The sequence below is a fragment of the Rhodococcus qingshengii JCM 15477 genome (assembly GCF_023221595.1).
Taxonomy (GTDB): Bacteria; Actinomycetota; Actinomycetes; order Mycobacteriales; family Mycobacteriaceae; genus Rhodococcus_F; species Rhodococcus_F qingshengii.
Genome location: NZ_CP096563.1, coordinates 1,949,914 through 1,966,281, shown reverse-complemented (window position 1 = coordinate 1,966,281; position 16,368 = coordinate 1,949,914). Strand labels below are relative to the sequence as shown.

General features: G+C 61.7%; 1 protein-coding gene (only partly in view). It reads right to left on the bottom strand.

Going from position 1 to position 16,368, the window contains the following annotated elements; genetic code table 11:
- Window positions 1-16,368 carry the 5' portion of a non-ribosomal peptide synthase/polyketide synthase gene (locus M0639_RS09115; RefSeq protein ID WP_248671225.1) on the bottom strand. Its footprint begins 12,420 nt before the window's first position, so only the first 16,368 of its 28,788 coding nucleotides appear in the window; it begins with the start codon at window positions 16,366-16,368; the stop codon falls past the left edge of the window.

The following is a 16,368-nucleotide window of genomic DNA, read 5'->3' as shown; positions in this document are numbered from 1 at the left end:
AACGTGCTCGTCGGCCTTGATCTGGAAAAGCTTGGCGCGCAACGGCACCTCGGCCGTCACGTCGAAGCCTGCCGCTACGAAGTTCGTTACCTCGGAAACGATCTCCGAATCCGAGACTGAGGTTGCAGCGAGGTTCACGTCGACATCAGCCGGTGCAACGATCTTCTGGTAGCCGACGCCGTCGACCTCGGGGTAGACCGTGCGCAGAACCTCGTGACGGCCGATAACGTCGGCGACCGCTTGCTCCAGCCCCAAGACGTCCAGTTCTCCGGTGAGAGTTATCGCAACCGGGACGTTGTTCCCTGCCGAGCTCGTATCCAACTGGTTGAGGAACCACATGCGCTGCTGCGCCAACGACAACGGAACCCGAACCGGACGCACCTGCGCAGTCAACGCCGCACGTGAACCGCCACCGACATGAGAACCCAAACGAGCAGCCAACGCCTCCACCGTCGACGCCTCGAACAACTCCCGCACCGACACCGAAGCATCCAACGCCTGACCCAACCGAGACGTCACCTGCGTCGCAATCAGCGAATTACCACCGAGCGCGAAGAAATCATCATCCAAACCAACACGCTCGACGCCCAGAACATCCGCAAACGTCTGCGCAACAACCTCTTCCACCACCGACGTCGGAGCACGGAACACCGCAACCTGCAACGACGGAACCGGCAACGCCCGACGATCCAACTTCCCGTTCACCGTCAACGGAATCGAATCCAACACCACAAACGCCGACGGCACCATGTACTCCGGCAACAACGAACCCACCGACACCCGAAGATCGTCGACCGAAACGCTCACACCCGCAGCCGGAACCACATACGCCACCAACCGCTGATCACCCGGAGAATCCTCACGAACAACCACCGCCGTCTGCGCCACCGACACATCCGCCAACACCGCAGACTCGATCTCACCGATCTCGATCCGGAAACCACGGATCTTCACCTGATCATCCGCGCGACCCAGATACTCCAAATCACCAGCACTGTTCCACGACGCGACGTCACCCGTGCGGTACAACACCTCGCCGGCATTGAACGGATTCGCCACAAACCGCGTCGACGTCAACCCCGCCTGACCCAGATAACCCCGAGCCAACTGAACACCAGAGACATACATCTCACCCGCGACACCAACAGGCACCGGAGCCAAACGCGTATCGAGCACGAACACCTGCAGACCCGAAATAGCCTGACCCACAACACTCGCCGACGCATCCGCCGCCAACGCAGCATCCAACACACGATGGCTCACATGCACCGTCGTCTCCGTGATGCCGTACATGTTCACCAACGTCGGCGCGAAGTCACCGCGGCGGCCGTACCAATCCGACAAGCGACGCAACTCGAGCGCCTCGCCGCCGAAAACAACCCACCGCAACGACAACTCAGCAGCCCGACCGGATTCCGACGCCAACCGATCAGCCTCGGCCAACTGATAGAACGCCGACGGCGTCTGATTGAGCACCGTCACCCGCTCAGCAGCAAGCAACTCCAAGAACTGCTCCGGCGACCGCGACGTCACATAATCCACAACCACCAACGTGCCGCCGTACAACAGCGGACCCCACAACTCCCACACCGAGAAGTCGAACGCATAACTGTGGAACATCGTCCACACATCGGATTCGTCGAACCCGTACACACCCTCGGTATTCGCAAACAACTTCGCCACCGTCGTGTGCGGAACCTGCACACCCTTCGGGCGACCCGTCGAACCCGACGTGTAAATCACATACGCAACATTCGACGACCGCAACGGCGCAACACGATCCGCATCCGAAACCACCGAGCCATCGAACTCCGACACATCCACCGCGTCGATATCAACCACCGGCAAACCAGCGGGCAACACCAACTCACGCCCGGACCACGAAATCGCAGCCACCGGAGCAGCATCAGCCAACATGAACTCGACACGATCAGCCGGATACGACGGATCTACCGGCAAATACCCCGCACCGGACTTCACCACCGCCAACAACGCCACCACAAGATCCGCCGACCGCGGCAACGCCACCGCCACCAACGACTCCGGACCACAACCCTGAGCAATCAACCTGCGCGCCAAACGATTAGCCCGCACCGACAACTCACCATACGACAACGACTCGCCACCGAACCGCACCGCAACCCGATCACCAAACCGCGCAGCAGCATCATCGAACCACGCCGACAACGTCGAATCCACACCACTGTCGACACCCGTGTCGCTCCATGACAGAACGCGATCCAACTCACAGGCGCTCATAACATCCACGTCGCCAACGGCAGCGGCCGGATTCGCGACAACGCCACGGAGGACGGACACGAACCGATCAGCGAACTCGGCCGCTGTCGACGCGTCGAACAGATCCGTCGCGTAGGTCAGGGTGCCGGACATACCGGCGTCAGCGGCGTCTTCAAGTGTGAATTGCAGATCGAACTTGGCCAGTGCTGCGTCGAATTCCACAGCAGCGGCGGTGAGTCCGGGCAGTTCGAGAGCACTCTGTCCAAGGTTCTGGAACGTCAACGCCACCTGGAACAACGGATGACGAGCCTGCGAACGAACCGGATCGAGAACCTCCACCACACGCTCGAACGGAACATCCGCATGCGCGAACGCCTGCAAATCCACCTCACGCGCCGACGCCAACAACTCGGCAAACGACATCGACGGATCAACCTCGGTACGCAGCACCAAGGTATTGACGAACATACCGATCAGATCGTCGAGCTCGGCTTCACCACGACCCGCGATCGGGGCACCGATCGCAATGTCGGTCGTCGCGGACAGTCGTGCCAACAGCACCGCCAGAGCCGAGTGAACAACCATGAACGGAGTTGCGTTCGTTGCCTTGGCCAGTTCGTCCAGCTCAGACCACAGCTGCGGTTCGATGGTGAAACTGTGATTGGCGCCGCGCCCTGAAGCAATCTCGGGACGCGGACGATCACCAGGCAGATCCAACTGCTCCGGAAGATCAGCCAACGCATCCGACCAGAACGCAATCTGCTTCGCGATCATGGACTGCGGATCGTCCTCGGACCCGAGAACCTCACGCTGCCACAACGAATAGTCGGCGTACTGCACCGGCAACGGCGTCCAGGTCGGAGCCTGGCCGTTGGTTCGGGCGTAGTAGGCGGTCATGACGTCGCGGGTCAACGGGCCCATCGAGAAGCCGTCGGTCGAGATGTGATGCATCACGAACGACAACACGAAGTCGTCATCGGCGACCTGAAAAAGCTTGGCGCGCAACGGAACCTCGACAGTAACATCGAAGCCCTGGGCGAAGAACGAATACAGCTCCGCCTGGATTCGGTCGTTTGTGACGCGTTCTGCGCCGAGATCGATCGAGACATCTTCTACCGAGCAGATCTTCTGGTAGCCGACGCCGTCGACCTCGGGGTAGACCGTGCGCAGAACCTCGTGGCGGCCGATAACGTCGTGAACTGCCGAATTCAGGGCCGCCAGATCGAGCGCACCCGTGAGCCGAACGGCAACAGGGACATTGTTGACAGCAGAATCGGTGTCGAATCGGTTGAGGAACCACATGCGCTGCTGCGCCAACGACAACGGAACCCGAACCGGACGCACCTGCGCAGTCAACGCCGCACGTGAACCGCCACCGACATGAGAACCCAAACGAGCAGCCAACGCCTCCACCGTCGACGCCTCGAACAACTCCCGCACCGACACCGAAGCATCCAACGCCTGACCCAACCGAGACGTCACCTGCGTCGCAATCAGCGAATTACCACCGAGCGCGAAGAAATCATCATCCAAACCAACACGCTCGACGCCCAGAACATCCGCAAACGTCTGCGCAACAACCTCTTCCACCACCGACGTCGGAGCACGGAACACCGCAACCTGCAACGACGGAACCGGCAACGCCCGACGATCCAACTTCCCGTTCACCGTCAACGGAATCGAATCCAACACCACAAACGCCGACGGCACCATGTACTCCGGCAACAACGAACCCACCGACACCCGAAGATCGTCGACCGAAACGCTCACACCCGCAGCCGGAACCACATACGCCACCAACCGCTGATCACCCGGAGAATCCTCACGAACAACCACCGCCGTCTGCGCCACCGACACATCCGCCAACACCGCAGACTCGATCTCACCGATCTCGATCCGGAAACCACGGATCTTCACCTGATCATCCGCGCGACCCAGATACTCCAAATCACCAGCACTGTTCCACGACGCGACGTCACCCGTGCGGTACAACACCTCGCCGGCATTGAACGGATTCGCCACAAACCGCGTCGACGTCAACCCCGCCTGACCCAGATAACCCCGAGCCAACTGAACACCAGAGACATACATCTCACCCGCGACACCAACAGGCACCGGAGCCAAACGCGTATCGAGCACGAACACCTGCAGACCCGAAATAGCCTGACCCACAACACTCGCCGACGCATCCGCCGCCAACGCAGCATCCAACACACGATGGCTCACATGCACCGTCGTCTCCGTGATGCCGTACATGTTCACCAACGTCGGCGCGAAGTCACCGCGGCGGCCGTACCAATCCGACAAGCGACGCAACTCGAGCGCCTCGCCGCCGAAAACAACCCACCGCAACGACAACTCAGCAGCCCGACCGGATTCCGACGCCAACCGATCAGCCTCGGCCAACTGATAGAACGCCGACGGCGTCTGATTGAGCACCGTCACCCGCTCAGCAGCAAGCAACTCCAAGAACTGCTCCGGCGACCGCGACGTCACATAATCCACAACCACCAACGTGCCGCCGTACAACAGCGGACCCCACAACTCCCACACCGAGAAGTCGAACGCATAACTGTGGAACATCGTCCACACATCGGATTCGTCGAACCCGTACACACCCTCGGTATTCGCAAACAACTTCGCCACCGTCGTGTGCGGAACCTGCACACCCTTCGGGCGACCCGTCGAACCCGACGTGTAAATCACATACGCAACATTCGACGACCGCAACGGCGCAACACGATCCGCATCCGAAACCACCGAGCCATCGAACTCCGACACATCCACCGCGTCGATATCAACCACCGGCAAACCAGCGGGCAACACCAACTCACGCCCGGACCACGAAATCGCAGCCACCGGAGCAGCATCAGCCAACATGAACTCGACACGATCAGCCGGATACGACGGATCTACCGGCAAATACCCCGCACCGGACTTCACCACCGCCAACAACGCCACCACAAGATCCGCCGACCGCGGCAACGCCACCGCCACCAACGACTCCGGACCACAACCCTGAGCAATCAACCTGCGCGCCAAACGATTAGCCCGCACCGACAACTCACCATACGACAACGACTCGCCACCGAACCGCACCGCAACCCGATCACCAAACCGCGCAGCAGCATCATCGAACCACGCCGACAACGTCGAATCCACACCATGATCGATCTGGCCGGCACTGAAGCGGGACAGCAGGTTTCGTTCTCCATCGACCAAGATGTCAACGTCACCCACCGCTACGGTGGGATCAGCAGTCACCGCACGGAAGGTCCTTACCAGCCGATCACCGAATTCCACAACGGTCGACTCGTCGAACAGATCCGTCGCATACGTCAAAGAGGCGGACATTCCGGCGGGTGCGCCGGCCTCGTCGGTTCGTTCGGTCAGGGTCAACTGGAGGTCGAATTTCGCCAACGCAAGATCGGCACTTTCGATCGACACTTCGAGGTCGCCCAGTTCGAGCGTTGTCTGTTCGTGGTTCTGGAACGTCAACGCCACCTGGAACAACGGATGACGAGCCTGCGAACGAACCGGATCGAGAACCTCCACCACACGCTCGAACGGAACATCCGCATGCGCGAACGCCTGCAAATCCACCTCACGCGCCGAAGCCAACAGATCCGTGAACGACATCGACGGATCAACCTCGGTGCGCAACACCAAAGTGTTGACGAACATACCGATCAGATCGTCGAGCTGCGCCTCACCGCGACCCGCGATCGGTGTACCGATCGCGATGTCGGTCGTTGCGGACAAACGAGAAAGTACGACGGCGAGCGCTGCGTGAACAACCATGAACGGTGTCGAGTTACTGCTGTGCGCAATCGAATTGACAGCTTCGTGCAGGGTGGCGTCGATATCGAACTCGACCTCGGCTCCGCGCCCTGAAGCGACCTCGGGACGCGGACGATCGGCAGGCAGATCCAACTGCTCCGGAAGATCAGCCAACGCATCCGACCAGAACGCAATCTGCTTCGCGATCACGGACCGCGGATCGTCCTCGGACCCGAGAACCTCACGCTGCCACAACGAGTAATCGGCGTACTGCACCGGCAACGGCGTCCAAGCCGGCACCGACGCTCGTGTACGTGCTTCGTAGGCAACCATCACGTCACGGGTCAACGGACCCATCGAGAAACCGTCGGTCGAGATGTGATGCACGACGAACACCAGGACGTATTCGCTGTCGCCGACTTTGAAGAGCTTGGCGCGCAACGGGACTTCGGACGTCACGTCGAAGCCGACTGTCGCCAGCTCGGCGACGCCCGCAGCCAGGCGATCTTCCGTGATCGACACGGGGCTGAGATCGACGACAACGTCTTGGACGTCGAGGACGTCCTGATAGCCGACGCCGTCGACGTCTGGATACACAGTTCGCAGTGATTCGTGTCGGCCCACGACATCGATCACGGCGGCGTCAAGAGCTGCCACATCGAGGGCGCCCGAAATCCTGATCGCCGCCGGGACGTTGTTCACTGCCGACGCGGGTTCGAACCTGTTCAGGAACCACATGCGCTGCTGCGCCAACGAAAGTGGGATCCGAGCTGGCCGGGGCTGCTGCACCAGTGGGGCGGTGGCGCCCGAACCGGCGTGCAGCTCGAGCCGGACGGCGAGTGACTGCACGGTCGACGCTTCGAAGAGCGCACGAACCGGAACGCTTGTGTCGAGCGCCTCTCCCAGCCGAGCGGCGACACGGGTCGCGATCAACGAGTTGCCGCCGAGTTCGAAGAAATCGTCGTCGCGGCCAACCTGTGCGACTCCGAGAACTTCGGAGAACACCTGCGCGACAGTCTCTTCGACGGTCGTGATCGGCGCCTGGTACACCTTGGACTCGAATACGGGCGAGGGCAGAGCCTTGATGTCCGTCTTGCCCGCGGTGGTCAACGGAATCGAATCGAGCACCAGTACCGAGTCGGGGACCATGTAGCCGGTCAGGAACGTCGACACCGACTCGATGACCTGTGCGGGATCCACCTCGGCGCCGGCCTGCGGCACGACGTATGCAACGAGACGATCTCCGAAGTGATCGTCGGAACGAACGAGAGCAACAGCTTGCGCAACGCCCGCGCAACGGGTCAGCGCGGCCTCGATCTCGCCGAGTTCGATACGGAACCCACGGATCTTGACCTGGAAGTCACTGCGGCCCACGTACTCCACTGCGCCACCGTCGATCCACCGGACCACGTCACCCGTGCGGTACAACCGCTCTCCCGGCGCCCCGAACGGGTCTGCGACAAAACGACCCGCTGTCAATGCCGGCTGTCCCAGGTATCCACGAGCGACCTGAACACCCGACACGTACAACTCACCTGCGACACCAACCGGAACGGGCTGCAAGCGGCCGTCCAAGATCCGCGCGGCCATTCCCCGAATCGGGCCGCCGATGTTCATACGATCAAACGCGGTCAGCGTATCGCTGATGTTCGAGGCGACTGTCGACTCCGTCGGACCGTACGCATTGAAGAATCCACGCACACCGCCATCCGGAAGCGGCACCGCCCACTTGGCAACGAGAGACCGCGAACTGGCTTCGCCACCGACGACAACCACCCGCAACGCGTCGAGCCCGCTCGGATCCACTGATGCCAGCGCAGCGGGCGTCACGAACGCATGCGTCACGCCCTCCGAGCGCAAGATCTCGGCCAATTCCGCGCCGCCGTACACCGTCGTCGGCGCAATCACCATCGTCGATGCTGCTCCGAATGCCATCAGCAACTCGAGAACAGAAGCATCGAAACTCGGCGAGGCGAAATGCAGCGTTCGAGCATCCGCGGTCAGCGCATAGCGCTCGACCTGCTCGGCGCAGAAGTTCGCCACACCCGCATTGGTGACCACAACGCCCTTGGGCAGACCCGTGGTGCCAGAGGTGTAGATGACGTAAGCAGGCTGCCGCTCGTCGATCGCACTGCGTCGATCCGAATCACTCACCGGCGCGCAAGATTCTGCCGCGCACGCCGCCACTGTCTTCTCGTCGTCGAGAACAACCCACGTCAACGCCGACGGCAATCCTGCCTCGACGTCACTGAGCGCAAGACCCAGCACCGCACCGGAATCGGAGATCATGTGGGCGATACGGTCAACCGGATACGTCGGGTCGACGGGCACGAATGCAGCACCCGTTTTCACCACTGCCCACAGAGCGAGAACCGAATCGGCCGAACGCGGAATCGCGATCGCGACCCGATCCTCCGGCCCGACGCCCTTCTCAATCAGAACACGAGCGAGTCGCGACGACCGCTCGTCGAGTTCGCGGTAGCTGATTGACTGACCGTCGAAGCGAATCGCATCCGCCGACGGATCCAAAGCGGCCGCCGCTGTGAGGATCTCGACCAGGGTTCCCGAGACCGACTGACCTCCATGAACATCGGCCAGCACACCCCGCTCGGCCGCATCGAGAATATCGATGTCACCGACGACAATCGAAGGAACCGACACGACGGTCTCGAGGATACGAACCAGACGCCGAGCAAACCCCTCGACCGTCGAAACGTCGAACAGATCTGCAGCAAACGTGAATTCGGCCGAGAGCCCTTGCTGGATCCCGTCTTCGCCGATCGACTCTGTTACTGCGAGTTCGAGGTCGAACTTGGCAGTGGTCGTGTCGATTTCGGCGGCCTTGATCGCCAGTCCCGGCAGTTCCAATGCCGTTTGCGCGAGATTCTGCAAGGACAGCACGACCTGGAACAGCGGATGTCTGGCCTGCGACCGGGCGGGAGCCAAGACGTCCACCAACCGCTCGAAGGGCACGTCCGAGTGAGCGAACGCTCCGAGCACAGAATCACTCGCCGCAGCCAGCAGATCCGTGAATGCCTGGGCCGGGTCGACCTCGGTCCGCAGAACAAGCGTGTTGACGAACATGCCGACGAGATCGTCGAGCGCCTCGTCGCCACGACCGGCAACGGGAGTGCCCACGGCGATGTCCGAGGTTCCGCTCAGTCGGGCCATCAGAACGGCAAGCGCCGAGTGCAACGCCATGAAGAGCGTCGCGTTGTTCTCCCGTGCCAGCGCGTCCAATCGACGGTGCACATCCCCGGAGATCTCGAACGCGAATCGCTCGCCGCGCATCGACGCCACATCAGGCCGAGACCGGTCCGACGGAAGCTCGATCACATCCGGTAGGTCTGCCAGAGTCTCGGTCCAGTACGAGATCTGCTGCGAGATCAGTGATTCCGAGTCGTCTTCCGACCCCAGAACCTCACGCTGCCACAACGAATAGTCGGCGTACTGCACAGTCAACGGCTGCCACGCCGGCGCGATCCCGTCCTTGCGTGCCGAGTAGGCAATCATGACATCGCGAGCCAGGGGCGCCATCGACCAACCGTCAGCGGCGATGTGATGAACCACGATCGCAAGGGTGTGCTCGGTGTCGCTGACCGTCAACAGGCGGACACGGATCGGCACGTCGACAGTGACGTCGATCGCTGAGGATCCGATTGCAGCGACTCGACTTTCGAGCTCGTCCGGATCCGAAACCGACTCCACGGTCAGCCCGTCGAACGCCTCCGAAAGCGACAGAATCGACTGCTTCGGTCCGGAAGCCCCGTCCGGATATACCGTTCGGAGCACCTCGTGCCGGGCCAGTACGTCCTCCAGCGCCATTTCCATCGCGGCAGTATCGAGATGACCAGTCAGGTGCAGAGCAAAAGTGATGTTGTAAGCAGCTGAGTCGGTGTCGAAGCGGTTCAGGAACCACATGCGCTGCTGCGCCAGCGACAACGGAATTTCCGCGGGACGCACCTGTGCGACGAGCGCCTTCTGCCCGCCGCTACCTACGTGCGACTCGATGTGTGCGGCGAGCGCCTCGACGGTGGAAACGTCGAACAGCGTTCGCACCGGCACCGTAGTGTCGAGCGCCCGCCCCAATCGGGAGGTGACCTGAGTAGCCACCAGGGAGTTGCCACCGAGTTCAAAGAAGTCGTCGTCGAGGCCGACTCGTTCCACTCCGAGAACATCCGCAATCACCTGCGCGACAATCTCTTCCACCGGCGTGGTGGGTGCACGAAACTCGCGGACCTCGAAAACAGGCTCCGGCAAAGCCCGGCGATCCAATTTGCCCACCGGGGTCAACGGAACCTCAGCGAGTTCCATGATGACGGACGGAACCATGTAGCTCGGCAGAGCCTCCGCCACGAACGAGGCGAGCACGTCCCGATCGAAACTCGACCCGTCAGCCAGTTCGACGTAGGAAACGAGGGTTGTGACACCCGCCGCGCCTTCGCTTCCGACCGTCACCGCGAAGCGCACAGACTCGTGCGAGGACAGAACTGCGTCGATCTCACCGAGTTCGATACGGAATCCGCGAACCTTGACCTGGAAGTCACTGCGGCCGACGTATTCGAGAACCCCCGCGTCACCGCGCGCGTCTCCGCCGGTCCAGCGCACGACATCGCCGGTCCGGTACATTCGCTCGCCATCCGGCGAATACGGGTTGGCGACAAACCGTTCCGCAGAAAGGCCTCGCCGCTCATGGTAGCCGCGAGCCAATGCAGCGCCCGCAAAGTAGAGCTCTCCCCTGGTACCGACTGGAACAGGATGCAGACGCTCGTCGAGTACCAGTGCCGACATGCCCTCGACGGGACGCCCGATGTCGATCGATCGGCCGATCGCGAGATCGCCGAACGACGAGATGATAGTGGTCTCGGTCGGACCATACCCATTGAAGTAGGCGCGCCCTGGGGCCCATTTCGCCAGCAACTCGGGAGTGGTCACGTCACCGCCGACGGAGACGACTCGCAATTCAGGCAGCTCTGCCGGCTCCATGGTCCCGAGTACTGCGGGAGTGATGATCGCGTGTGTGACCTTCTCGGAATGAAGAAGATCCGACAACTCGTGTCCACCGATAATTGTCGACGTAACGATCACCAAAGTTGCACCCGCGGAGAAGGCGACCATCCATTCGAGTACCGACGGGTCGAAGCTCGGTGAACAGATATGGAGGAAGCGCGAGGACTGTTCTACCTCGTAGCGACGCTGTGCTGCGTCTCTGACCCCACGGAGTCCACCGTGAGTGACGCTGACACCCTTCGGTTTTCCCGTGGAACCGGATGTGTAAATGACATATGCAACGTGAGAACTGTGAATCGGAGCGATTCGGTCCTCGTCCGTGACCGGCGCTGGAGATTGCGCCGACAGTTCTCCGTTCAGCGCCTGGCCGTCAAGGACCAACCATTCTGTGACCGCAGGAAGCTGATCTACGAACTGTCCCGACGTGAGTCCCATCGCGGCCGAAGAATCGGCCAGCATGTGCCGGACACGATCTTCCGGATAACTCGGGTCGACTGGGACGTATGCCGCCCCTGACTTCGCCACCGCCCATACTGCACAGACCATCTCGTACGAGCGAGGAAAGGCGAGAGCAACAATGGTCTCGGGGCCGGCGCCACGTCCGATCAGAACCCGTGCGAGCTTCGACGACTGCTCATCGAGCTCTCGATAGGTGATCGATCGACCCTCGAAGCGCACAGCAACCGAATCCGCCTCAGCCGTGCCGGACAGGAAGATGTCGACGAGACTCTGCCGGGGCATCGTGTCATCCGCGGCTACGACCGTCAGATCGGTGCGCTCGGAGCGTGAGAGCAGGTCGATATCGCCGACGATCGTTTCAGGTCGGGTAGCCACGGCATCGAGGATGCGCACGAACCGAGTAGCGAAAGTGTTCACCGTGGCCGGATCGAACAGGTCCGTGGCATAGGTGAAGGTGGCGCTCAAGACGTCCGAGTCTTCGCTGCCTTCAGGATTCTCGGACACCATGAGCTCGAGATCGAATTTGGCGACCGGTACTTCCAATTCAGCTGCAACTGCTTTGACACCTGAGAATTCCAGTTCGCGTCGTCCACTGATCTCCGCAGTGAGCGCAACCTGGAACAGCGGGTGTCGAGCCTGCGAACGCGCCGGACTCAGAACTTCGACCAACCGCTCGAACGGCACATCGGCATGCCCGTAGGCAGACAAGCCCGATTCCCTTACCCGAGCGAGCAACTCTTCGAATCGTTCGTTCGGATCGACCTCGGTGCGAAGCACCAGGGTGTTCACGAACATGCCGATCACGTCGTTGAGCGCTTGATCGCCTCGCCCACCGATCGGGGCACCGATCGCGATGTCGGAGGTACCACTGAGCCGGCTCAACAGCGTTGCATATGCCGCCTGCAACACCATGAACAGCGAGACGCTCCTCGAGCGCGCCAACTCGTTCAACTTGCGCGTCGTGCGTTCGCTGATCTGAAAATGGTGCTTGGCGCCGTGATTGGACGCGATGGCAGGACGAGGTCGGTCGGTCGGCAGATCCAACTGATCCGGCAGATCGGCAAGTGCCCGGCGCCAGAAGTTTATCTGGCGAGACGACTCCGAGCGCGGGTCTTCGTCGGATCCCAGTGCTTCGCGCTGCCACAGGGCGTAGTCGGCGTACTGAATTGGCAGCGGCGTCCACGCCGGCGCAGACTTCTCACTTCGCGCCGAGTAGGCGACGAGAAGGTCACGTGCGAGCGGACGGAACGACAGTCCGTCTGCAGCGATGTGATGGAGAACCATCACCAGGACGTAGTCCGTCGGAGACACCTCGAAGAGGGCAACCCGTACCGGGATTTCGAGCGTCACGTCGAAGCCGCGAGACGCCACGTCGAACAGCGCCGCGTCGAGATGCGAATTCCGAATCTTGACCGGATTCAACTCCACCGCGGCCCGGTCGACCGGCAGAACCAGCTGTTGCGCGGTTCCGTCGACATCAGGGTAGATCGTCCGCAAGGACTCGTGTCGCTCGAGAAGATCCATCACCGCGGCATGCAGGGCGGACGGGTCCACCGAACCGGTGAGCCGGACCGTGAACGGAAGATTGTAGGCGGGCGTCGACGGATCGAGACGGTTGATGAACCACATGCGCTGCTGCGCAAGCGAGAGCGGGACGACCTCGGGACGAGGCTTGGCGATCAGCGGGGTGAGCTGCCTGGCGTTGCCCGCCACCGACTCGGCGCGGGCCGCCAGGGTGGCGACCGTGGTGGATTCGAAGAGCTCTCGAACGCCGAGTTGCACTCCCAATGCCGAACCCACTCGCGTCACTAATTGTGTTGCAACCAGAGAGTTTCCACCGAGCTCGAAGAAGTCGTCATCGATACCGACGCGCTCGACACCGAGAACGTCGGCAAACACGTCCGCCACGATGCGTTCGATTTCGGTGCGGGGCTCGCGGTACTGCTTCGCACTCGCGAACACCGGCTCGGGCAACCCGGCACGATCCAATTTGCCACTCGTGTTGAGCGGCAACGCATCGAGCACCATCAACGCGGCCGGAACCATGTACGACGGGAGGCTTCGGCCGGCGAACTCACTGAGCACCGCAGCATCGATGTTTCGGCCTGGACCCGGCACGCCGTAGCCGACCAATTGATCACCGGTCGGGGTGACGGTCACCAAAACGACAGCCTGCGAAACGTCGGGGTGCGCCAGAAGGACGGTCTCGATCTCGCCGAGTTCGATGCGCTGCCCGCGGAACTTCACCTGGAAGTCTGTACGCCCGATGTAGTCGAGATTTCCGTCCTCACGGCGACGAACGAGGTCGCCGGTCCGGTACATACGCTCACCGGCCGTGCCGTACGGATTGGCTACGAACCGATCCGAGCTCAGGTCCGGTCGACCAACGTATCCGCGCGCGAGTTGAACGCCGGCGAGATAGAGCTCACCCGGCTGCCCGATGGGGGTCGGGCGAAGTTGTCCGTCCAGTACGTGCGCCTGAGTGTTCCACTGCGGCATACCGATCGGCACGGAAGTAGTATCCGTGGCCACGGCCTCGTAGTACGTGACCGATACCGCGGCTTCGGTCGGACCGTACAGGTTGTGCAGTCCGGCTCCACAGAGTTCGCGGAAGGCGGAAGACGTCTCGGGCGGGAGCGCCTCGCCGATGACGAACACGTGGCGCAACGAATCACAAGATCCGGCAGGTGCATTCGCAGTGAACAGCGTGAGCATGGATGGCACGAAGTCGGTGATCGTGACGCCGAGCTCCGCGATCTTGTTCGCCACGTAGATCGGGTCTCGATGACCGTCCGGAGTCGCGACGACGAGCGTGGCGCCGACCTGCAACGGCATGAAAAATCCCCACAGCGACACGTCGAATGTCGTAGCGGTCTTCTGCAGGTAGATGTCCGACGCCGAAAGCCCGTACTCGGCGTTCATCCACTGAAGCTGATTGTTGATCGCCGAGTGAGTGACCGCGACACCCTTGGGTCGACCGGTCGAACCCGAGGTGTAGATCACGTACGCAGTGTTCGAGAAATGCAAGGGAGACAGGCGATCCGCGTTGACGATCGGTCTGCTGTCGAGCTGCCCATAGTCCAGTGTGTCGATCTCGATGACCCGTGTGCCCGAGGGCAGATCCACGTCGTCCCGCGCAGTGGTCACAACACACGTGGGCTGCGCCGACTCGAGAATGTAGGCGGTGCGGTCGGCTGGGTGGTCGGGATCCACCGGTACCCAGGCTCCGCCGGCCTTGGCAATCGCGTACAGACCGACCATCAAGTCCAAAGACCTGCGGATCGACAGTCCTACAAGCGATTCGGGCCCAACACCCATGGCGATGAGTTGACGAGCCAAACCATTTGCGCGAGAGTCGAATTCGGCGTACGTGAGGCTGGCGCCTTCGAAAATGACAGCGGTGGCATCGGGAGTTCTCTCGACCTGACGCTCGAATGCTTCGGTGATGGTCTGCGAGGCAACGTGGAAGCCGGTGCGGTTCCACAAGGCAACCTTGTTTCGCTCCTCGTCGGTTGCGACAGGAAGATCCCAGACCTTGCGGCTCGTTTCGGCCGAGACGAACTTCTCGAGAAACTCTACGAACCGCGAGTGATTTCGCTGGGCGTCCGCGGGCGCGTACAGATTGGGATTCGACTCGAAGTCGATGTGTGTGCGGGTATCGCCGACGCTCTGATACAGGTTGACACCGAGGTCTTCGATCAAACCCGTGGACAAGATGTGAAGTTCGCCGACGAGGGGCCCGAACGCCAACTCGGTGGAAAACATCATGATGTTGATCCACGGGCCGAAGAATCCGCCCCGGCCCGGCCCGTCACCGCCGCGAACCATGTCCTCGTGTCGGTATCGCTGGTGGCGCAGTGCGCCGGACATTTCGTTCCTGACGTCGTCCAGAAGCTCCTGGACGGTGGTGTCCGCAGTGACGGTCAGTCGCAGCGGCACGACGTTGGAGACCATGCCTCCGGATCGACGCAGCACGGCTGTTGTTCGACCGGAAACGGGCAGACTCAGCGACACGTCCTCTCGCCCGGTCATCTGAGCGAGGTACGCCGCAAACGCCGCGACGACAGTGCCGGCAACAGTGGTCTTCTCGATGCGCTCGAGGAACCGCCCGAGCAGAGCCTCGACGTGGTTGGACAGCGCTGCACTGTCGATCCGACTGACTGGAGCCGGCGCGGCACTTCGACCCGCGAGGCTCGAGATCTCGTCGAGATTCTCGATCTTGTCTGCCCAGTACTTGCGATCGGTTTCGAAACGACTCGACTGGCGGTACTTGTTGTCCACCTCGTAGACGTTCCGGAGATCGGAGGCCTCACTCGGCTCCGGATCCCGGCCCTCCACGCGCGCCGAGTACAGCTCCGCCACACGAGTGACGAACGTCGACGCACCGAATCCGTCGAGAATTGTGTGGTGGACCCGCGTGTACCAGTAGTAGCGATTCTCGCCGAGCCGCAGGATCGTGGCAGAGATCAAGCGGTCCGTGAGCATGTCGATCGGCCGGCTGCGATCTGCTCGCATCCACCGCATGGCAGCGTCGTGCGAGTCGTCTTCACTACGAAGGTCGACGTAACCGACCGAATCATCGAGTGTGGGGTCGATGATCTGGTAAGGCTGGGCGTCGATCTCGAAGATCCGGACGAAGGCCGACCCGATTTCGCGACCGGCGTCTGCGCAGGCCTGCCGAAGGGCGTCAAGTTCCAGAGCACCACGGAGTTCGACGTACTGAGCGATGTTGACCGGAACGGCGGGATCGAGGTGTTGCGCGAACCACATACCGAGCTGGGCCGCGGAAAGCGGGAATGCGTCGGATCGCTGAACGTCTTCCGGCGAGCTGCCGACCTCCGGCTTGCCGCTCCCCAGTTCTCCGTTACCCAGCGAATTCAC